13 protein-coding genes (2 of these 13 cut by a window edge) are annotated in these 21,620 nt (G+C 42.0%); 10 read left to right on the forward strand and 3 right to left on the reverse strand.

Going from position 1 to position 21,620, the window contains the following annotated elements:
- A protein-coding gene (locus FHG67_RS21705) for a hypothetical protein (RefSeq protein ID WP_002615246.1) crosses the window boundary here: on the forward strand, nucleotides 1-4 show its final stretch. The gene continues 140 nt to the left of window position 1, outside the view; only the last 4 of its 144 coding nucleotides appear in the window; the start codon falls outside the window, past its left edge; it ends in the stop codon at nucleotides 2-4.
- On the opposite strand, the gene FHG67_RS07570 is transcribed toward FHG67_RS21705, so the two are convergent.
- Both FHG67_RS07570 and FHG67_RS07575 read right to left on the reverse strand, forming a co-directional pair.
- Nucleotides 1-1,965, reverse strand: the 5' portion of a protein-coding gene (locus FHG67_RS07570; RefSeq protein WP_142499724.1) for a hypothetical protein. 3 nt of this gene lie to the left of the window's left edge; 1,965 of the gene's 1,968 nt are visible here — the first part of the coding sequence; it begins with the start codon at nucleotides 1,963-1,965; its stop codon lies beyond the left edge, outside the window. The genes FHG67_RS21705 and FHG67_RS07570 overlap by 7 nt on opposite strands.
- Before the next feature lie 34 nt (nucleotides 1,966-1,999).
- Nucleotides 2,000-2,998 (reverse strand): glycosyltransferase family 2 protein, encoded by a 999-nt coding sequence (locus FHG67_RS07575; protein WP_004500250.1) that lies wholly within the window; start codon nucleotides 2,996-2,998, stop codon nucleotides 2,000-2,002.
- A gap of 190 nt (nucleotides 2,999-3,188) precedes the next feature.
- Here FHG67_RS07575 and FHG67_RS07580 point away from each other — a divergent pair, with 190 nt between their 5' ends.
- Genes FHG67_RS07580 through FHG67_RS07595 form a run of 4 tightly spaced genes read left to right on the forward strand, consistent with a single transcriptional unit; the run spans nucleotide 3,189 to nucleotide 14,946 of the window.
- Nucleotides 3,189-3,530 carry an STAS domain-containing protein gene (locus FHG67_RS07580; protein WP_000695903.1) on the forward strand — a complete coding sequence of 114 codons (342 nt, stop codon included), beginning with the start codon at nucleotides 3,189-3,191 and terminating at the stop codon, nucleotides 3,528-3,530.
- Nucleotides 3,531-3,544: 14 nt separating this feature from the next.
- Nucleotides 3,545-6,550: an LIC_11026 family protein gene (locus tag FHG67_RS07585; RefSeq protein WP_142499725.1), complete on the forward strand. Its 3,006-nt coding sequence runs from the start codon at nucleotides 3,545-3,547 to the stop codon at nucleotides 6,548-6,550.
- A 13-nt stretch (nucleotides 6,551-6,563) separates the two neighbouring features.
- On the forward strand, nucleotides 6,564-7,166 hold the full coding sequence (locus FHG67_RS07590) for a DUF1318 domain-containing protein (RefSeq protein WP_016760810.1): 603 nt from the start codon (nucleotides 6,564-6,566) through the stop codon (nucleotides 7,164-7,166).
- 4 nt (nucleotides 7,167-7,170) lie between these two features.
- Nucleotides 7,171-14,946 (forward strand): TolB-like translocation protein, encoded by a 7,776-nt coding sequence (locus tag FHG67_RS07595; RefSeq protein ID WP_142499726.1) that lies wholly within the window; start codon nucleotides 7,171-7,173, stop codon nucleotides 14,944-14,946.
- A 260-nt stretch (nucleotides 14,947-15,206) separates the two neighbouring features.
- Here FHG67_RS07595 and FHG67_RS07600 read toward each other — a convergent pair whose 3' ends face one another.
- Nucleotides 15,207-16,322, reverse strand: a complete 1,116-nt coding sequence (locus FHG67_RS07600) for an aminopeptidase (protein WP_004496772.1) — start codon at nucleotides 16,320-16,322, stop codon at nucleotides 15,207-15,209.
- On the opposite strand from FHG67_RS07600, the gene FHG67_RS07605 reads away from it, so the two are divergent.
- The 5 genes from FHG67_RS07605 to purM all read left to right on the forward strand — a co-directional run bounded on the left by FHG67_RS07605 (nucleotide 16,321) and on the right by purM (nucleotide 21,513).
- Nucleotides 16,321-17,427: a S1C family serine protease gene (locus tag FHG67_RS07605; RefSeq protein WP_004496725.1), complete on the forward strand. Its 1,107-nt coding sequence runs from the start codon at nucleotides 16,321-16,323 to the stop codon at nucleotides 17,425-17,427. The genes FHG67_RS07600 and FHG67_RS07605 overlap by 2 nt on opposite strands.
- Nucleotides 17,428-17,462: 35 nt before the next feature.
- Nucleotides 17,463-18,767: a pyridoxal phosphate-dependent aminotransferase gene (locus FHG67_RS07610; RefSeq protein ID WP_004500321.1), complete on the forward strand. Its 1,305-nt coding sequence runs from the start codon at nucleotides 17,463-17,465 to the stop codon at nucleotides 18,765-18,767.
- Nucleotides 18,768-18,793: 26 nt separating this feature from the next.
- Nucleotides 18,794-19,570 carry a glutamate racemase gene (murI, locus tag FHG67_RS07615; protein WP_004500281.1) on the forward strand — a complete coding sequence of 259 codons (777 nt, stop codon included), beginning with the start codon at nucleotides 18,794-18,796 and terminating at the stop codon, nucleotides 19,568-19,570.
- 180 nt (nucleotides 19,571-19,750) lie between these two features.
- Nucleotides 19,751-20,359: an adhesin Lsa19 gene (gene lsa19 / locus FHG67_RS07620; protein WP_026054698.1), complete on the forward strand. Its 609-nt coding sequence runs from the start codon at nucleotides 19,751-19,753 to the stop codon at nucleotides 20,357-20,359.
- 119 nt (nucleotides 20,360-20,478) lie between these two features.
- Nucleotides 20,479-21,513: a phosphoribosylformylglycinamidine cyclo-ligase gene (gene purM / locus FHG67_RS07625; RefSeq protein ID WP_004500248.1), complete on the forward strand. Its 1,035-nt coding sequence runs from the start codon at nucleotides 20,479-20,481 to the stop codon at nucleotides 21,511-21,513.
- Nucleotides 21,514-21,620: the final 107 nt, after the last annotated feature.

Below are 21,620 nucleotides of genomic sequence, written 5' to 3' on the forward strand. Positions count from 1 at the left end.
CTGAATCGAGTATTCCCTCAGACAAAAATTTCCCGAAGGGTGTTTGTATTCTTTTTTGAGAGTCGTACTTTTTCCGACTGCCGCGGAACGAATTGCAAACTTGTTCATTAGTTCTTTTTGACCGCAAGTCGGAGAGATTATGAGAGCGGATGAAAATTCGTCCCAAGATTTCCATTTGTGTCTGGAGTCGTTTCGATATTTTCCTTTTGTGAAAGTTTTCATTCTCATGAGAAGGTCGATTTCGGAAGCGATCAGTCTTCCTTTTTTATCGAAATTGAAATCTTCATGAAATCCGTTAAACACGATGTATTTTCCCTCTGGAGAAATCTTAGCAGTTAAATCCCTTGCGGGTTGAAATAGATCGGTTTGAAAACCCTTCAAACAAAAGTATTGAACCTTTTCAAAACTGTCTCTTAAAAGTCCCCCTTCTCTCACATAAAGACTTCCGCTCCATATAAAGACGAAAAGTCCAAATCCCGTCGCGGCGTATCGAACGTATTCGGATGTGTCTTCGATAAAACGAAAGATCCAAAGGGAAAAAATCGTAAACAGAACGGGCAGAGGAGGAAACACATGTCGTAACTGTTTGTTGCCCGTGGTCAGGTCTATGATGATGTACTGCAAAAATAGAATGCTTGTCACTGCGACTAACGGATCTTTGAGAGTTTGCGTGATCGGGGAAACAGGATACGCTTTGATTCTTTTTCTGAAAAACGAGAAAATGAGAACGGCGACTCCGAAGAAAAAGAACCGAAAGATCCAAGGTTCTTGAAATACGTGGCTGACCGGACTCGTAGTTGTCGGGGATGAAAATAAAGCGAGGGTGAAACTTTTCACGTATTCGTTTACGATCATCTGTGCGTTGATAAGACTCATCACCCTATCCGGGTTGGCGAAAATCCAAGCCAAGGACGGAGCGATTGCATACAAATAAACTACCCGAATCGAAGAGGGGGCAATCCGTTTCCATTCTTCCCTTTTTTTGTAGAGAAAAAGATTGAAATCGATGAACAGCAAAACGGTGCAGTAATAGATGACTAGTTTGAACTGTCTCTGATCCAAATTGATGTTCGTGACCACTCTTAAAATAGGGAGGGAAAATACGAGCAGCACCACTAAGGTAACGAAAAGTCTTCTAAAGCCCTTATACCGTTGAGCCAAAGAAAACTTTAGAATTTCAAAATATTCTTTCGGTTTTGAAACGACCTCATACAGAAAAATTGCGATGAATAAAAGAAGTCCATACGGATATTTCGTAAAAAATAAACCGAAAAGAGAAAGAAAAACCGACAGTTCTATCCTTTCGGTTTTGTCAAACTCGGAACGGTGCGGATTTTGTTCGGTCCGGCTGTAGATTTTGTAAAGAATATAATAAACCCATAATAAAAAGAACATTCCTTGTGTTTCCAACATGGAGGAAAGACTATAAGAAGGCGCTTCCGTGGTATGTAAGGTTAGAGCCAGTGTTAAAATCGATGTCAATCCCGCTTTCCAAAGGGAACCTGTGATTTTGTAAACGATATAAAGAATGGAAGGAAAGCAGATTACGTAAAAGACGAGTCCTAAAAAAGAATCCTTCCAGGTGATAGGCATGTCTCCCGGAATCATTAAAAGAATCAGGGATAGGAATGAGCGAAGCGGAGGCCAGGTGGGGGATTCTAAGAAGGGAAAAAAGGCTCTCCAAATCCTAAATTCCTTAAAGTCCTGATATTGATCTAAAACAACGTTGAGTCGTATGTTTTCGTCCCAGGTTAAAAGATCCTTGAGAGCGCAAGTGCGGATAAAAATCTCCCAATTGCGAAATCCCATATAAAACGCGAGTCCCAAAGAAAACAAACAGATCAGAATACCCGGGATTAGGAATTTACGGCTCGTTCTAAAGTTCAGATTTTTATTTTCTGAAAGATCGGAATCGGCGGAGTTCGGTGTTACGTTTTTATGCGTTAGGTTCTTAACTTTTTTCATATTCGTCTCCAGAAGGAAAAAACCGAAAAAGCGATTAGCGTTTTCTCTTGGCCGTCGCTTTTCGTTTTTGGGAAGCGGAAGAATAAATGTCCTCGATCACATACAGAGGTCTATTTTTGGATTCGTCGTTTACGCGACTCAAGTATTCTCCGATCATACCTAAGGCAAGCAATTGCGTTCCGCCTAATATGAGAACTACGATCATCATAGAACTCCAACCGGTGATCGTTTCGGAAGTGAAAATTCTCAAATAAACGACGTATAACGCGTAAATCGCTCCGCAGAACGCGGTAAAAAAACCGAGATACGAGGAGAGTTTGAGAGGAGCAGAGGAAAAGGAAGTAATTCCGTCTAACGCGAATTTGAGCATCTTTCCGAGGGAGAATTTAGTCACGCCCTCGAAGCGCTCTTCTCTTTCGTATTCGAGTCCGGTTTGTTTGAATCCGATCCAGGAAATGAGCCCTCGAATGTAACGGTGTTGTTCTCTCATCGAGCGGAGAACGTCCGTAACCCTTCGACTCATGATTCTAAAATCGCCCGTATCGATCGGAATATCGAATTTTGTGATTTCTTTTAGGATTCTGTAAAATATATGCGCGGTCGAAAGTTTAAACCAAGATTCTCCCGGTCTTTTTTTTCTTTTTGCGTAAACGACGTCGTATCCTTCGAGTAATTTTCCGTATAGATCGCTGACGAATTCGGGGGGATCTTGAAGATCTCCGTCCATTACTACTACGGTTTCTCCGAGGGCGATGTCTATTCCCGCGGTGATAGCGGTTTGGTGTCCGTAGTTTCTAGAAAGATTTACGAGTTTATAGCCGTCCGTCTGCGAGCAGAATTTTTTAAGAACTGAAAAACTTTCGTCTCTCGAACCGTCGTTTACGAAAAGAATTTCCAAGTCGTCTTTTTTAAAAGAATGTTTCGACGCTAGGAGATTGTGTAAGATACTCAATCTTCTCGTAAGTTCGGGAATCGTTTTTTCTTCGTTATAGATTGGGATGATTACGGAAAGGAGAGGAGGTCTTTCGGCCATAATATGTACCCGTAAGAATCACAGGAGTCGGCTTTTTGTCCAGAAAGTTTTAAAGGAAGAGATCGCTTGTGGACCGATCGGCATTGGCAAAATGGGTTTTTGTCTTCATTTTTAGTGCTCCGCGAAAAATTCTCTTTACAAATTGCTAGGAAATTAAACTATATTTGCATCCAATATCCAAGTCAGGGTTATGAAAATCAAAGTCACCACTAAAAACGACGTCCACATCATTAAGATTGAAGGGCCGATAAAAGCGGGAAATGAGTTCGAGTTAGGTCAGAAAATAGAAGAATATATTTCCAAGGGTGACGTTCCGAAATTTATTATCGATTTAAAAAAAGTTCCTTTTATCAACTCCGCCGGTTTAGGCATGTTTTTGAATATATACAAACATATCGACGGTTTAAAAGGAAGAATGGTTTTTACGAACTTAAATTCCGATATCGAAAACTTAATGGAGATTACGAAACTTGCCAGCATCTTTGAAATTTATAAGACGTTGGAAGAGGCTCTTGAATCTTTCGAATACTAATTCTTTCAAAAATCGTGGAAACTTTCAAACGTCATTTCCAGAAGTACAGGCGATTTTATTTTTCTCTACTTAGTCTATTAATTATTTACAAACTGGTTTTTAACCGATTTACGGGCCAATTTATTCTCAGCAGGTCTTTGCAAGGTTTTATACGAGGGAGCGCTAGTTTTACCGTGACGAAGTTTTCGCTTCTTTACGGAATTTCCTTCGAGAACGTACTTTTAAAATCCGATTCCTCCTTCGAAGAACGTCCGGTTCTTTCCGTAAAGGAACTCGAGTTGTCTTACAATCTACCCTTGATTTTTTTAGGAAGAGTCAAACTTTCTAAGATCGCGGTTATAGGGTTGCGGATCGATCTCAGACAAAAAGGGGGAGAATGGAATCTCGCAAAACTATTTCCCTCTTCTCCGTCGTCTCCGCCGGAGAAAGAAACATTGTCCGCTCCTTTGGAGGAAATTTCCACATTTGTTCCGGTTAGTGCGTATTTCAATTTCGAACTCAAAGATATTTTTGTACACGTCGTTGCAGAGTCGGGGGACTCTTCCTATAAGGCCGGATTGGACGGATTCAATCTTGCCTTCGAGTTGGACACGATTCGGTTTCGAAAAATTCCGCTGAACGTTCGGATTCTGCAGTTAATCGAAGCGATTCGCTTTCAAATGAATCCTGAAAAAACGGTACGAATTTATTTCGAAGACGATTCGAAATCTTTAGATCAGCCTTTTAAACTCGGATTGGAATTATCTCGTGACGCGGGAGGAATGATCGTTTCGAAAGCGGATATCGGATCGGATTCGATTCCGGTCCGGATTCGGAATCGTTTGCTGGCTCCATTCGGTTTCGGTCTCAAATACGAAATCGGTTATCTGGAAAAAGAAGACAAACTCAAACTCAAATCTCTCGAATTCAAAGTGGGCCAGGACGTTTGGTTGTCGGGTGAGGGGGAAATCGCCGGAGTTTCTTCCAAAGAAAGAAACGTTCAGTTTGCAGTTCGGAAGTCTTCGATTCGTTTAAAACCGCTTTCCGATTTTTTGTCTACGATACCCGGAATTCCCAAGATGAGGCTGGACGGAGAGCTGCGTTTGGCTCCGATTACGATTTCCGGAAAGGATACTCGTCTGAAAGTCGCAGCGGATCTTTCCGCAAAGGATCTTTTGATTTCTATGGGCGGAAAAAATCATAGAATTCCGGAGTTGAAGCTTGTGGCAGATTCTATTCTTCATCCTTTGACGGAAGAACCGCCTAACGTGTATAAGCCGATTCCGGTGCTTGAAAATCTAGAGCTCAGGGAGCTTCTCGTTACCTACAACGGAATTCGATTGGCCGCGACCGGAAACGTCGTTCGCGGTTCCCAAGTCGATTTGGATCTTGCGGTTCAAAATTTAAATCTCACCGATTATATGAAAACTCTGGACGGGATTTTGGGTTTGAGGATGAAGATCGAAGGAACATTCCATTCTTTGAATGTGAATGGGATGGCTCAGCTTGCCGGGTTTCGGTTCCCGATGGGCAGAGGAAAGTCGTCTCCGATTCCTGTAAATCTCGATCTGAAAACTCGGATTCAATTCGGAAAACCTTTCGTTCCGAATTTGGTCCGATTGGATTCTCTTTCACTTTCTACGAAAGGCGCGGAAGGAAAAGAGTCGCTCATGATTTCTTCGGTGGGAAGTTTGTATCTTACAAAGGGCTTTCGGATGGACCTTACCTCCCTCGTGATCCGAACCGAATTGGATCGTTTGACTCCGACCTTGCCGTTTTCTCTTCGGGAAAGTCTCGTTCCCGTAAGAAACAATTTGGGCAATAAGATTGCTTTAAAAGGCGAAGTCGATTATTCCCTTGTGGAAGGCGATCAGTCCGTTTTCGGCAAATTTCTTTTCGATCTTCCTGGAATTCAAGTAAGGGATTTAAAAACGGATTTAGACGTGAAAATCGCAAAAGATTCCTCCATTAGGCTTTCGAAGTTTGATCTGAGCGTATTTGAATCCAAATTTAAGATGGATGTAGATGGAAATTTAAGAAAGGCGTCCGAATCGGAAGAGGGGGTTTTCGGGGATTTTATCCCCGATCTGAAGGGAAATATCGTATTAAAATCTCCGAAGGCAGCCTATCTTTTTAAAGGAATTAGCTTTGAAGGATTGTTCTCGATACAGTTTCGCCTTAAAAATTCGATCGCGAACGGAAATTTAATTTCTAAAAATTCTAACTTCGGTTATGCGAACGCGTTTTGTCCCGGCGAGGATTGTAAACTCTATCAGATCGAAGGTTTGAACGCGGAATTTCCGTTCGTTCACGATCTTTCCGTTAAAACGACTCGTAATCTCATCGATGGAAACAAGGAAAAGTTCATCAAAACCTACGGAAGAATTCCTTCTCCGAACTTTACGATCAAACAAATTGTCGGAACACATCCCTCCATCAGCGGGATTCCGTTCGACTACGTAAAACCGAAAAACGATCAGCCGGGTTTGTCCGCAAGAATCGATTACTCGGAGAACTTTTTAAAATTAGAATATTTGAAAGTGTTTACTCTCGACGGTCTTGTGAACGGAAAAGACATTTTGGTGAACGTGGGCGAGGGAAATCCGGAGAAAATGGAATTCAGCGCTGTGCTTCAGGTTAAGGATATCGATCTGAAACAACTTCTTCCTCCTAAAAGAAGGTCCAAGATCGACGACGGAAAGATCAAGGCGGATCTAAACGTTTCGGGTAGAAATCTTGCTGACCCGATTCCGAACGTAAATCTGTTCTTCAGTGTGTTTCAGATCGGCGGGGATTTCGCCAAAAGTGCGGTGAATATTTTTACGCCTTCGAATCTATTCACGGATTTTATCTACAACAGTTATGCGGTGGACAAGATCGAAGTGGAATTGTCAAAAGGGCTCGTCTATGCCGTCATTCAGTTTAAACGTTCCGTTTTAAATACGATCATCAATTTGGAAAATAGTCAAATTTCGCAACAGAGAATGCCGCTTGCGAATTTTCTAAAAAGAGCAAGATCCGAAATCGATACGTATCAGTAAGGAGAGCCCTAAGATGAAAAGCAGAATTCTATATCAGAAAAATATAATGTTTTTATTCTTCGTATCGGGTTCGTTTTTAACGGGTTGTATCATCAAATCCCCTTCCATTACTTTTACCCAAACGCAGACCTCCTCCGAAAAACAAATGATCGGAGAGGATCGAATTTTGGAAAAGGACGGATGGCTGATTTCTTCGGTCAAAACTTCCTCCGCGGGTTCTGAAGTTTGGAGAAAGGATTTTTCGGGCGATAATTACGCCGAAGGAGATAAGGATATTCTAATGTCCTTAAAAGTTCTCGCATACCTGGCTCCGGAAGTCAAGACCTGGAAAGAGGAGGGTTTTTTAGCCGAGGGACTCGACGGAAAACTTAGGATCAATCCGGCCGCGGGATATCTCACCAAAAAGGAAGCGAAGTCTCGGATCGATTCCTTGGTTGCGCTTGTTAACGAACATAGAGGTAAGGTGATCGCCTTTCGTTCCGAATCGGGTTCTAAGACAAACGCGAAAGAAAAATCGGAACACCTAAAAACTCATCTCGAACAGACTTGGTATCGTCTTGTGGAAAAAGGGGAATACTACGAGAAGTCGCCCGGTAAATGGGTGCGTAAGGAATAAGTTCATGATTCGACTTTCCCTTCTCCTCTGTTTTTTCTTTCTCTATCAGTGTTCTATCTTTCGTGCGTCCTCCAGGATTAAACCCATGGAGTTCAATTATTCTTCCATTGCCGTAAATTATTTCACTCCGGAAAACGAAAAACCGTTTCCTCTTACCGTACAGAGGGGAAATAATTTATATAATTCTACGACGGCCGATGGGAGGTATCTTTTTTATACGACCGGTCAAAAGGGGAATTACGACATTTGGTTTCGTGACTTAAAAAGTTCGATCACGGTTCCGGTTACCTCGCATCCCGCGCCGGAGTTTAAACCTGCGATCAGTCCGGATGGAAAAAAATTGGTCTTCGTATCCGAACAATACGATTCTTCCGGGGATTTGGTTTTGCTTGAGATGGATCCGGGTTTGTGGGCCGAAAAAATTCTAGAAGGAAAACGGTTTATAAATTCTGATTTTGTAATATTAACAAATCCTAATTTTACTGTTCCCGGTAAAAAGGATTCGAATGTGGATACGGATCCTTTTTTTGCCCCTGATAGCCGTCATTTGGTGTTTTCCACGGATCGTTTGACTCCTGGAATCCAGAATTTGGTCGTTCTGGATACGGAAGGCAAGGAGCCGATGAGACTATTGACTCAAAATGGCGGAGCTTCTCCGGTATGGTCTTTTGACGGTAAATCGATCGTTTATCTTTCGTATCAGGAAAATCCTTCCGGTGACGTGTATCTTTTGGATCTTACGTCCGGAAAAAGCGAAAGGCTTACAAAGGATTCATACCTTAATTTCTCTCCTTCCCTTTCGGACGATAAACGGTATTTATATTATACCTCGATTCGAAACGATACGAACAAAAACGGACGCTTGGACGAAAGGGATAACAGTCTCATTATAAGAAAGGATTTGCGGACGGGGGTGGTTCGTCAGTTGACCTCTGGAAACGATTCTTTGTTCGATTCCAGATTTTCTTCGTTTAACGGCGGCTCGATTTTGTTTACGGCGGCATATTATAATACTCTAAATATTTATTTTATTCCTGCTTCCGGTGCCGTGCCCAAGGAAAAAGATATCATCTCTCAATACGAACTCGCTCTGCAATATAAGGATAAACAAAGTTTCGAAAATTTTCTTTTGGCGATCGATGCGATTGAGTTTTACTTTTCGGAAGATCCGATTTACCCACTGATCCGATCCAAAGCCCTGCTTTTGAAATACGAAGAAGCGAAAAATTCCGGAAGATTCGCAATCGCGGAAAGCGCTAAAAAAGAAATTTCGGCTTCTCGTTTAGACTCGATTACCGGACTTGGATACGGACTTTTACTCGCGCAAGAAAGAAAGAATTCGATTCCACTCGCGATCCGGGAACTCAGGGAGTATTATGAACAAATTCGAACCGTTTCGGGAGTGGGAAATAATCTTCTGGCTTCCCTTTTGGAGGAAGAGGGGGATTTGGCTCAGAAGTCCGGAAATTTTCAGCATTCCTTGAAAGTATATGATGAAATTCTAAATCATTATCCGGATTACTATCGGATTCGGGATATTTACCGAAAGTCTGGGGATTTACAATACAAAAACGCATTCCTACACGGGTATAAGATTCCCGAGTCTTTTTTTCAAGTTGCCAACGATCCTCAGGCCGGCAAGGAGGATTTAAGGCTTCTCTACGAACAGATCGATCGGGAAGTGATCGTGGGAAAGAATTTTTTGGAACGAACGAACGCGGCAGAAATTTCCATTGCATCCAATTCTCTCGAAAAAAAATCCCCTAGGTTGTTTCAATATTTCTTATACGTTAAGTCTCTCGGTTTGAACGGAAAGGGTTCGTTCGAGGAGAGTAATTCTTTATTGAATACTTTTTTATCAAACGTTGCAAAAACCGATCCTCTTTTTTTAAAAGGACATCTTCTGAAATCGGACAATTTCAAAGGACTCGGAGAAGTTCAGAAGTCTTTTGACGAACTTCGAATTTATTTGGAAGAATACGATCCCCTTCTCGGCGTGGACTTGGATGAAAAGGAGATCGAACGTTCTTTTGTCTACTTTGAAAACAAGGCGAGGGATCACGATCGTAGGGGAAACCTTCAGGACGCGGCCTTTCATTACTTTTACAATACTGAAAATATGTTTCTCGTAAAAAATAGAAACCTATTTATAGAAACTCTCTATAAGGAATATGCGATTTATTATCAGAGGATGATGGTGGATTCCGTCTTCAAACTTTCGGGTTCCTTAAGCGAAGAAAAACAAAAAGCTCTTTTGAATAAACTCAATGTGATCGATATCGCCAGCGTGGATCCGCTTTCGGAGGAGGGACTCGTTTATATCAATCAATATTATAAGGTCGCGATTCCAAGATCCAGGCCCGTCTTGGATTTAGCGACGTTATACGGTTATTCGTATTATTTGGTCAATCGAAGCGTGATTCGAGAGACCTATTACAATGCCGCCGATTCAATGACTCCCGCGAGAAAGGAAGAGATCCTTAGGGACTTTAAACAAGCCGAGTACGAGCTGCGGTGGATCATCTTCGCTGATCCGAGATATTACGAAGCTTATCAACTTTTGGGTTGGATGTACCAGTATGTGGACATTTTAAAAAGTAGGAAGTCCGGAGAGGATCAACCGAACGACGAAGAGAGGTACGCAAGTATTTATAAGAAATATTTTCCCGAAAAAAATTTTGAGGAAAACATCGAACTTTACAGCCAGGTTCTGGAGCTTTTGGGGGAAAGTTTCGAAAACAAGAAAGCCCTTTCCGATCTAAGACTGAATCTTGGAAACAATTATTTCCTTTTGAAAAATTATCCGAAAGCCAACGAACAGTATTCGAAAGTGGACTCCCTGTCGGATTATATCATTTCCAAAACCCAGTTTGAAAATTATCGTCAGAAGGCGATATTCCTGTTTAATTCCGCGAGATCTTCGATCTATGTGGCCGATTATAGGTCGGCGGTTCAAAAACTCAAAGCCGCTTCCAACTTGTATTTTGAAAACGAATCCAAAAAAGCTCTGGTCGGAAGGGATAGCACGGAAAAACTCCAACAATACAAGCTCAAACTCGCACTTTTATTCACGTTAACCGGCCTTTCTTATATGGAATCCGGGGAATATACAAACGCAATTTTTTACTATAAGGACGCGCTTTCTTTGAATGGGGAAAGCGGATGGATAGACCCGGTCAATCTCCACAACGGTTTAGCGCTCTGTTACCAAAAATTAGGAAAATATAAATTATCGGAATCTCATCTAGTTAAAGCCGATCAAATTCTTGCAAATCGGTCCGGATCCGGTTGGATTCCTAAAGGCGTAAAACTTAAATTTTGGGATTACATTTGGGATTGGGTTTGGGAAACCACTCTTCCGGATGGGGTTCGTATTTCGGGCGAAGGAAGGTTTCCGGAGGCGATTTCTCCTAAGTTTCAACCCTTGATGACCAGTGGGATCCGAGTAAATAACTTAGTTGCGTCTATGGAAATCGAAAGGGCGATCGAAGAGATTAATTCCCGTCTGGTTTACGTAAAGTCGAAAAATTTGGGCTCTACGTTAGCGGCTTCTTTTATCCGAGCCAATTCGTTTAACGATTTGGGGTATTTAAATTTTAAACGGAATGAATTTAAGACTGCAATGGAAGCCTATGAGCAGGCTGAGAAGTTTGAAATTGAAAAGGGCTTTGCTTCTAAGGCAAGAACTTCCTTTAAAAGAGGACTCTATTCCTACTTTGGATATTTGGAAAATACGGAAAAAGATCCCGAGCTGGAGTTGCAAAATCTGCGTTCGGCTTCCGAACGTTTGATTTCCTCAAAAAATAATTTTGTAAAAGGTTGTTTGGGCGATACTCAGTATCAAGAGGAAATGATCCATTCCGAAACTAAAAAATGCATATTAAAATTTTATAATTCGTTTCCGGACCACGATCCCACTTTGGCGCTGGTTTATTACTATCAGGGAGAACAATTCTTTCGAATGGGAGATGTCCTGTCCGGTTTCGAATTGTTCGGTCGGTCGGCCGGGCTTTTGGAGAATCCTTCTATGGTTCCTAAAGAGGTTGTCGGTCTTGCGGAGGATCCATATACAAGAAAAGAAAGGTTGCTGTATTCAATCAGCAGGGCAAATCTTTACGTTCGATTGGGGGATACGGAAAAGGCAATTTCGACCTTGAATCTGACTTCCGAATCCGCGAACGAATTTTATTATATTCAAGAATGGATCGAAACGCTTGTGACTCAGGCGGAGATTTATAGAAAGGAAAAAAGTCACTCCAAAGCAAAGGAAGGGGTCGATCGGGCCATTACCCTTTTATTGTCTCATCCTCATTTGATAAGCGAACTTAAATATTTTTTAATATATAAACTTTTTAAAATACAATCCGAACTCAATTTCGAATCAGGTCGGTTTTTCGAAGGATTTCAAAGTTTGAATTTGCTTCGCAAATTGAATCTGTACCGTCAATTTGTGAGAATTCCTCACGAATCGGAAGATCCAAGTTTTACAGCCGATATCGTAAGACTGCAAAATATCGTCAGAAAACAAAAATTCGTCTATGCCGCGATTCAGAACGCGTTGGAAAAAAAGGAAAAATCTGAAAGTTTACTCAAGGAATATCAGGATCTTTCTAAGGATTTGGAAAAAGAGTTTAGCGTTATAAATCGTAAAAATCCGGATTTGGACGGATATCTTGGTATATTCTCGAAAGAACCTGCCGTGACCGATTTGCTCAACTCGGATGAAGGTTATCTCAGAATCGAATCTACCGACGATAAGATAAGAATTTATCGCGCTACGGCATCCAATGAGGAGTATTTGGATCAAACCGGAAAGTTGGAAGAGGTCTTAAGTCGGATCTCCAATTCGGGAAAAATTCCGTTTGTCTCTCGGAAAATTTGGTTTGTACAACTGGGAGATCATATCGATTTCGAAAGGATTCGAAATACCCTTCCTAAAAAGTTCTCTTTAATTTTCCGACCTTCTCATCTGAGGCCCCTTCAGGAAAAAGATCAAAGAATAGCGCGTAACGTTGCGATCGTAGAAGGATCGCCGAATTACGATTCGACTCTTCTCGTAAAAAAAATTGCTTCAAATCAGATTTTAACCAGGCTTTTGGATACGGACATGCTCGTGGCTCCTTTTCCGAGTATCAGCGGGGATAATTCTTTCGGAGAAAGTTTTTCCGAGCAAAGTCTTTCGATTCGAGATCTTTTTCACAATCGAAGCGAGATTTCTTCTGCTCTTTTCTATGAGAAAACGAAGCTCGACCTCGGAAAAATTTCCGAGGTTTACGAAGTGTTGAACGCATCAGGAATTCGTAATGTTTCAATCTGTCTTTTGAATACCGTCTGCGAAACCGTATTTCCGGAAAGCGTTCTGTCCGATTTCGTTCCTGGAAGTTTATTTTTAGGTTCGAGCGTTTTGAGGAAAAAAGAAACGCGGCGATCCTCTGAAAATTTACATGTTTTGGCTAGAAAAAACGAAAGAAAAGAGAATTTAAGAGAGGCGTATACCAACGCGTTTTCGCACCGGTCTTTTCAAAAGACGGAGAATACGAACCTTTTGGGAGAATTGGATATGCTCCGTTTAAGGTGGAAACTTTCTCCGGGAACTACGATGAAGGAAATCTACGGTGACCTTTTGAATGATACGGAAGAAGATTCCGTAAAGGATTCGATTTTGTTTTCCGCACTTTTGACCTGCTATCTCGATAAGAATCTTTCCGATTGTGTTTCTTATTCCTTCGAAGACGTGGCGGATTCCTCCAAGAAAAATCTGTTGAAGACGTTGTATTCGTTTAAGAGCGGTGTTCCCGTGGTTCCGTCCGCACTGAAAGTGTTGGATAAGGTTATTTCTCCTTTTTACGATCCTTATTTATATTATAAGAATATTCTAAAAATTGCAAGAACCAATTATGAACCGGATGTCGGGGAATTTGTTGGAAAGCTCGCTTTGGAAAATTCGAGCGACTCCGAAGAAATAAGGGGAGCGGAGGAGATTCTGCAAGGTTTGTATGCGCAGAAATATTTTTTACAAGGCGCGACTCTTTCTAAAAATCAAATCCGTAGAAAGGAAGAGTTATATATGATTCTTTCCGGAAATTGGAAAGATGCGCTCGAAGTCTTAAGGAAAAAGGAAGACGACGAGGATACCGGGAGATTTAGAGAAAGATTATTCCGAAATTGGAAAAGGGAGATTACAGGAGCCTGGTTTTCCCCGTATTCCCTCTACTCTGCGGTTTACGGAAATTCCTCCAAACTTTTCGAATCCTTGGATGCAGAGGAGCGGAGTCTTTTGTATCGTTTGATTTTATATTCGGTTCCGTTTCAAGAAAACGAAGAGGTCAACTTGCTCGCGGAGTCTTTGGTGGAATATGAATGGAATACTGGGGCAAAATCCAGAGCTCTTCGTATGACGCTCGGTTACGCTCAGGCCTTATTTTCAAGAGGGGAATTGTCCAAGAGTAAGGATTGGATGAATAAAATCGGATCGCGCTTCGAGGCCGGTTCGGAATACGAAAAAATATTCAAAGATAAGAATATTCTAATGAATAAATACTTTTTCCACCGAGGCGAAATCTCTTCGATCGAGGGCAAGGGCGAAAAAACGGAATGGTTGTCCCTTTACGAAAAAGCGTCGGCAAAGACGCCGAGGGAGTTTATCGAGTTCTTGAATTCTACGATTCGATCCAAACGAGGAAAACATTTTAGTTATGAGGAAAGGATCGAGCTCCTAGATTTGATTACGTATTTACAAAAGATCTGTTTTCAAAAGAACAATTCCGAGGTATTCTTTGATCTCGCCGCGGCCAAAGACCTTTTATCTCTAACACGGCCTTTGATTTTAAACTCCAATCCCGATTATAAGGATATTCCCGTTTTTGTATCCGTTGCGGAAAAACTCAAAGAAAAGCTTCCCGCCAATCAGGAATTTCTTGCCGTGATGGATTTAGGTCTTGAGTCCTTTTATATTCGCTTTGTTAATGGGAAGTCCAAAGGGGATCTTGCTTTTAAAGACAATCGTAAACTTAGGGCTTCCTTATTTCAATATTTGGAAGAGGCGGCAAGAGGGGGTTACGAGGTTTTACTTAGGGAAGAGCTTGAAAACGAATATAGAAAAAATATCAAACTTGCAAAGAATAAACTTACCTATCTTTATTTGAGTTCATATCATTTTAGAATTCCTTTGGTTCCAAGAACCGAGGATCGATTTTATCTCGTCAACGATCCTAAATCTCTCGTTACGAATCCCATTTTTTCCACAAAGGAGGAATTTTCTCCCGAATATCAAATTCAATTTTTGGCAGGTTCGAAATCTAAGGAAAGTTGGAAGAAGTCCTTAAAAGATCTCGAAGTTTATGAGGCCGGCTCGGGAAAATTAGGTTCTGATTCCAAGAGCCGTCTTTACATTCTGCAGGAGCCTTTGGAGATTGTCAACCAGGTGAGTTTGAGTTTCGGGGGAGATACTCTTCCAAATTCCTACGGAACTCCGAAAAAAGGAAATTGGATTTTTACCTCCTCCTTTTTGGAAGAGGAACGCTACGACATTCAAAATTATAGGGATTCTTTTTATTGGATCGGACAAAATTTTTTAAGCCCGGGAGTCGTCTTTATTGGAGATCAAACGGATACCGCGCATGTCGATTTTCTAAAACGTTTTACCAAACGCAGCGGAACGAAAATTCCGCTTTATAACCGATTCCAGGAAACGTTAGACGATATTAAGGAAATCTATCCTTTGGATCGAATTTGGAACGGTTATAGGCTTTATACAAACAGTTTTATTTCGGAAGAATAGAATTTGGTCTTTATACTAACGAACCGGTAGATAACGTTATTCGTATTTGCCTATCAGCAATCCCACTTTTTTCTTTAGTCCCGCGCCAATCATATCGAGCATTGAAGTAAAGAAACCATTTCTTTAGATTTTTTGAAGTGTGAATTTCACTTCCAAAACGAAAATCAAAAAAATGAGATCTGAAACGGGTCTAGGATTACTAGAACAAATTCCAATGAATTTTATTGAATTCCGATGTTCTCATGAAGCTTGTGCCGATTCTACTCCGTGTATAACGAATTGGATTGAAGTAATTTTTTTCGTTCCTCGTTCGAAAGATCGATAAGGGATCTCATCCTTTCGTGGAACTTTGTGAAATTACGGTCCGCTTTTTCGAACTCTTTTCGAAAAAAGTCGGAACCGGAATGATATCTTAGATAACCCACAAAATCCTCGTTATTCCAGTTTTTAGAAGCGAGCCTTTCCGTATGAATCGTTTTGAATTCTTCTTTGGTGGAAAGAAGAACGTCTTTGAATTCGTTCAAGATGCGCTTCTTGCCCTCTAGTTTTTCCCGATCGCTGCTTTTAGAAACGTATAATTTTTGCAGATTGTCCGCGGTGGAAATCAAAAGTTTTTTAAATTTCTGTGATTCTATCTTTTTAAGAAGAATTTCCTTTTTGATCGGGCTTTCTTTTCCTTCCACGGATTCCAGAAAATGGAAAGTTCCTTCTTCTTCGACGAAGCTCGCATAACTTTCGTTAAATAGGGAATCTCCCGGAAAATAAACCGTGGCGTGCGCCATTTCGTGAAACACGAGAGAGGCGACTTCGTAAGGTTCCTTATCGTTTAGTTGGGAGGAAAAAATCGGATCCTCAAACCAACCGAGAGTGGAATAGCCGGAGGTGATTCTGATCCTCGTGTCGAATCCTTTTTCTTTGAGCTTTTTTTCTTCTTCTTTCGCTTTTTCCAAATCGAAGTAACCTTTATAAGGAACTGTTCCCGCAATCGGAAACCACCACGTATAGGATTCTAATTTAAGAGGATAACAGGCGGCGACGTGCCAACCGATTTCCTTTCGATCCAACTCTACGAAACTTTTAAATCCTGAGGACGGATTCAGGGCCAATTCTTTGGTTCCGTATTCTCGAAACGTTTCGACTTGTTGCAGTTTGATTTTTAATTCTTTCTTTGTGCTCGTATCTTGAAGAATCGATTGGATCGATTGTCGTTTCAGTAAAATGTCGAGTTGTCCGGTTCCTAAATGCCAAAGATACCCCACACAATTTTCAAGAGCAAAACAAAGAGTCATTAAGATTAAGGTTCTTCCGAGTCCGGCTTTGATTTTCGATTTAGACTTGTTCTTCGAACGAGTGGAATTGAATTTAGGTTCTAGCATGAAATTTATACGTTCACTCCCAAAGGTAGTCGTTTTTAACGGAATTCTTCTCATTGTTCTAACGTTGGTTCTGATTTTTCCGAAGGATTGTTCGCTGTCTTCTCTTTTCTCCGATAAGAGACCGATCAGCTCCGACAAACAAAAGTCTGCGATTGAAATTCAGAATTCGTTTCGAAACGTTTATCATTTCGCGAGGGATTCCGTGGTTTCCATTCGAACGAAAAAAAGCGAATCGATAACAAGTCCGTATCATTACTTTGATTTTAAGAGCGAAAGACCGGCTTCTTTCGGAAGCGGATTTTTCGTTCACGAAAAAGGTTATATCGTTACGAACTATCATGTGATCGAAGATTCGGAAAGCATCGAAGTGATCACTTCCAACGGGAGTGTTCACGCCGCAAAGTATGTCGGAAGTCATGAACGCGCTGATATCGCGCTTTTGAAAATCAGAGAAGGATCGGGATTGCGCCCGGTCGTATTCGGAGATTCGGATCAAATCGAAGTTGGAGATTGGGCGATCGCGATTGGTTCGCCCTTCGGTTTGGAGCGTTCGTTTAGTGTGGGCGTCGTTTCCGCGAAATATAGGGAAGATTTGGACGAGACCGGACAGACTCACATTCAAATCGACAGCATGATCAATCCCGGAAGTAGCGGCGGGCCGCTTTTAAACATATACGGAGAGGTGATCGGAATCAATCGATTGATCCGAAGCGAAACGGGAAAAAACTCGGGAATCGGTTTCGCGATTCCGAGTAACTATGCGCTGAAAATCATCAGAATGATCGAATCCAATCAGGGTAGACATATTCGTCCTGCGATTCTCGGAGTGATGGCGACGATTCCGCTTCCGGATCACAGAATCGCACTGGGAATTCCCGGTTCTTGGACGGGAATACTAGTTTATGATATGGAGCCTCAGTCTTCGGCTGAACTTGGAGGAATGAAACGTTACGACTTTATTCTGGAGGCAAACGGAGTTCCGGTCAAAAATATTAATGATCTGCGCGAACAAGTTGGAATAGTGGGACTTGGGGGCAAGATCAAGCTCCGTATCTATCGAGAAAAATCGACTCTGGAACTTCTGGTGAAGTTGATTCAAAAATAACGAGTAAGGGTTTTTAAGAAAAAAGAGGGGACGGGATGAGAAGGAACATCGTTCACAGCGGAGCAGACGCTCTGATCTATGAAATCAGACAGATCGTAGCCGTCGCGAAAAAATTGGAGGCTTTGGGTCTTCAGATCACTTATGAAAATATAGGAGATCCGATTCTCAAAGGAGAATCTATTCCTGATTGGATGAAAGAAATTGTTTCCAATCTTGTGATGAAAGATAAGTCTTGGGCCTATACCGCGACGCAAGGCTACGAGCCTACCCGTAAATTCCTCGCCCAAAAAGTGAACGAAAGAGGAGGAGCGCAGATCACTGCGGACGATCTTCTATTTTTCAACGGATTGGGAGATGCCGTCGCAAAAATATTCGGTTTTATGCGAAGGGAAGCCCGAGTTTTAGGACCGAGTCCCGCGTATTCCACCATTTCTTCCGCCGAGGCGGCACATAGCGGATATGAACACCTAACGTATAATCTTCTACCGGAACATAATTGGATGCCGGATTTGGAGGATATGGAAAACAAAGTGCGTTATAACGATTCCATAGCGGGAATTTTACTCATAAATCCGGACAACCCTACCGGCGCAGTGTATGATAAAATTCTTATGAAGAAGATCGTATCGATCTGCGAAAAATACGATCTTATGCTGATTTGCGACGAGACATACGCGCACGTGAACTATTCCGATCACGGACCTCTGCATCTTTCGGAGGTCATAGGAGATAAGGTGCCGGGAATGGCGCTCCGGTCCATTTCAAAAGAGTTTCCTTGGCCGGGGGGACGTTGCGGATGGCTTGAGATCTTTAACAAAGAAAAGGATCCTGTTTTTAGCCGTTACATAAAATCGTTATTAGACGCAAAAATGCTCGAAGTATGCTCGACCACGCTGCCTCAGATGGCGATACCCGAAGTATATTCCCATCCGGATTTTATTTCACATTTAAAAAGAAGGAACGAAAAGTTTAAAAAACGCGCACGCGCTGCAACGGAATACTTTTCCGGGTTAAAAGGCGTAAAGGTAGTGGAGCCTAAGGGAGCGTTTTATCTCACGGTTGCTTTTGACGACGATGTTTTGGATTCCTCCATGAAGTTGAACGTGGAGAACAAAAAAGCCGACGAGTTCATCCAACCGCTATTGACATCCGCCGCAAACGACAGAAGATTTGTGTATTATCTATTGGCTTCCACTGGGATTTGTGTTGTACCTTTGTCTGCGTTTTGTACGCTAAAGGACGGATTTCGCGTAACGTTGCTCGAAGAAAGCGAAGAAAAGTTCGATTGGATCTACAGGACACTTCGGGATAGAATCGGCGAGTATATCGCTTCCGTCTAAAATTCGTTTCAGTTGAGGGATTACATTTGAAAGGGCCGTTAAAGATCGGATTGATGGATTCCGGAATGGGCGGTTTGTCCGTGCTTAAGGGAATTCTGAAATACGATGCGGAACTGGAGGTCGTATATTACGGAGATCTAAAGAACAGTCCTTACGGAGAAAGGGAAGCCTCTGAAATTCTGGAACTTGTACGAGACGTTTGCAAACAATTGAAGGAAGAAGACGTGAACGCGATTCTGCTCGCTTGTAATACGGCTACGTCCGCCGCCGCACAAACTCTCAGAAGGGAGTTTTCTATTCCTATTTTCGGGATGGAACCGGCGATTAAACCGGCGATATTGCAGAATCCCGGAAAAAAAATCGCGCTCCTGGCAACTCCGGTCACGCAAAGAGAGGAAAAATTACAGAGGCTCAAAGCGGAATTGGGAGCGGGGGAATTGATTCTTCCCGTTTCCTGTCCCGGTCTAGCCGGATTGGTGGATAAGGGGGAATTTGACGAGGCGGAAAAATATCTTCGACCTATTTTGAAAAAACTCCAGGAGGAAAATGTGGAAAACCTCGTCCTCGGGTGTACACATTATATTTTTCTAAAACATATAATCCTAAAAAACTTTCCGAATGTGAGGATTTACGACGGAAATTCGGGGACAATAACACATCTCTTGAATTCTTTACAAGTTCCTCAAAGAGTTTCGAATTGGAATTCGTCTTCTGGGTCCGTTTACAAGCTTATTTTAAACAGCGATGAGGAATTTCACTTTCGATTAGCGACTGAACTTTTGCAATCCGAGAGCAAGTTCTAAATATAAATTACCTTCCGCTAAAGAGTTTCGACCTGAATTTTAAAAACCAGTTCTATGGAAATAAATTTCTAAAGTGGTTTTAAAATTTTTTGAAATAAATTTCTAAACTTTATTCTAAAAATTCGATTGGTTTTTTTCGAATTAGAGTATAATTACGAAAACTTATCTATAGAGGATTGAATCGGAGTATTTATGATTCGCTTACTGAGCACGATCGCGATTTTATTCTTTTTCATCGTTTGTAAACCTAAGGCTCTCGAAAGCTCGGACGCAGTCGTAACCTTTCTCAAAGGAAAGGCTTTCATATTGGAGACTGGCAAGGAGCTTTTTCCGCTTGCAAACGTGACTGAAAAACAATCCGTCAAAACGGATTCGGATGCGGTTTTGGATCTCACTTCCAAACTTGGCAGTTTTCGTTTATTAGGCGGAAGCACGGCGACTTTAGCCGCTCTCAATGCAGACAGTGCTTCTTTTCAGGTTTCTGAAGGAAACGTTCTCATCAAAGCAAGTAAACTCACGAAAGGCCAGAGTCTGCTTGTCGACACACCTACCGTAGTGGCGGCAGTTCGCGGAACTCAATTTTGGGGGAGAGTGAACGGTAAAGACGAGACCGGAACGTTTGCGGTTCGGGAAGGGGCCGTTGAAATTATTCGTAAATCCGATAATGCCAAAGTTTTGATCGAAGCGGGACAGGCCGTAGATTTAAAGCCGGGCGATAGGGATCTGAAAACGAGAGCCGCCGCCAAAGAAGAATTGGCCGCAATGGAGCAGATTGACCAGATGAAATAATTTCCTGAAATCCCGAATCTTCGTCCTTAAGTGCCGGATTTCCTTATGAGTCCGGTTTTTTTTGTGTGCAGGGATTTTGACTTTTTCAAGCTATTCTAAAAAAGAATCGGAACTTGAGAATGGAAGAAAAGATCACATACAAAAGTGTCGGTGTGGATACGGAAAAGGGAAGAGAGTTCGTACAAAAAATCAAACGAAACGTGGAATCTACTCATGGCCCCAGAGTTCTCGGCGGTCTCGGCGGTTTTGCGGGAGCTTACGACGTAAGTATCCTAAAAAAATACAACCAACCCGTTCTTCTGTCCGGTACCGACGGTGTCGGAACAAAAATAGAACTTGCACGATTGTTGAACACTTTCGACACGATCGGAATTGATTTGGTTGCAATGTGTGTGAACGACATTCTCGTTTGCGGCGGGGAACCTCTTTTCTTTTTGGATTATATAGCATGCGGAAGGTTGGATATTGAGAAGATGGATCGAATCGTTGCCGGAATCGTTCATGGATGCAAGTTGTCTAACGCGTCTTTGCTTGGGGGAGAGACTGCGGAGCATCCCGGAACGATGAAGGAAGACGAGTTTGATCTTGCCGGTTTTGTGGTGGGTGTGGTCGAAAGGGATTTGATGATAGATGGTTCCATGATACGGTCGGGAGATCGGATTTTGGGGCTCGAATCCAGTGGACCTCATAGCAACGGTTTTTCTCTCATTCGTAAGCTCCTATTAAAAGACGGAAAACATCTTCCATCCGATCCCGAACAAGTGAAGTTCTTAAAGGACTATGCTCTCAAGCCGACTCGAATTTACGTTCAAAGCATATTAAAACTTTTGCAAAAGGTTCCGGTCAAAGGAATGGTACACATTACCGGAGGCGGATATCAGGAAAATGTTCCAAGGGTTCTTCCGAAAGGATTTCAGGCAAAATTCTATAAGGACAAAATTCCTTCCGGATATTTTTTCGAGAAGATTAAAAGGGATTATAAACTCGACGAATTGGAACTATTCGGAACGTTTAATATGGGAATCGGTTATATGCTGATCGTCTCCGAAGAGCACGTCGATATTGCCGAAGAATTTTTAGAATCCACGGGAGAGTCCGTCCACAGAATCGGAGAGATCGTTTCCGGTAATCGGGAAGAGGTTCGATTCGTCTAACGCGGATTTACAATAACGTGAGTTCTGCATAACTTATTATGTTGCGACCTGAAACGGCGCCCCTTAGGAAGCCGTTTCACTGAGTTAACGCGATCCTTAGAGAGCCA

Source organism: Leptospira weilii (assembly GCF_006874765.1).
GTDB classification, from domain to species: Bacteria; Spirochaetota; Leptospiria; order Leptospirales; family Leptospiraceae; genus Leptospira; species Leptospira weilii.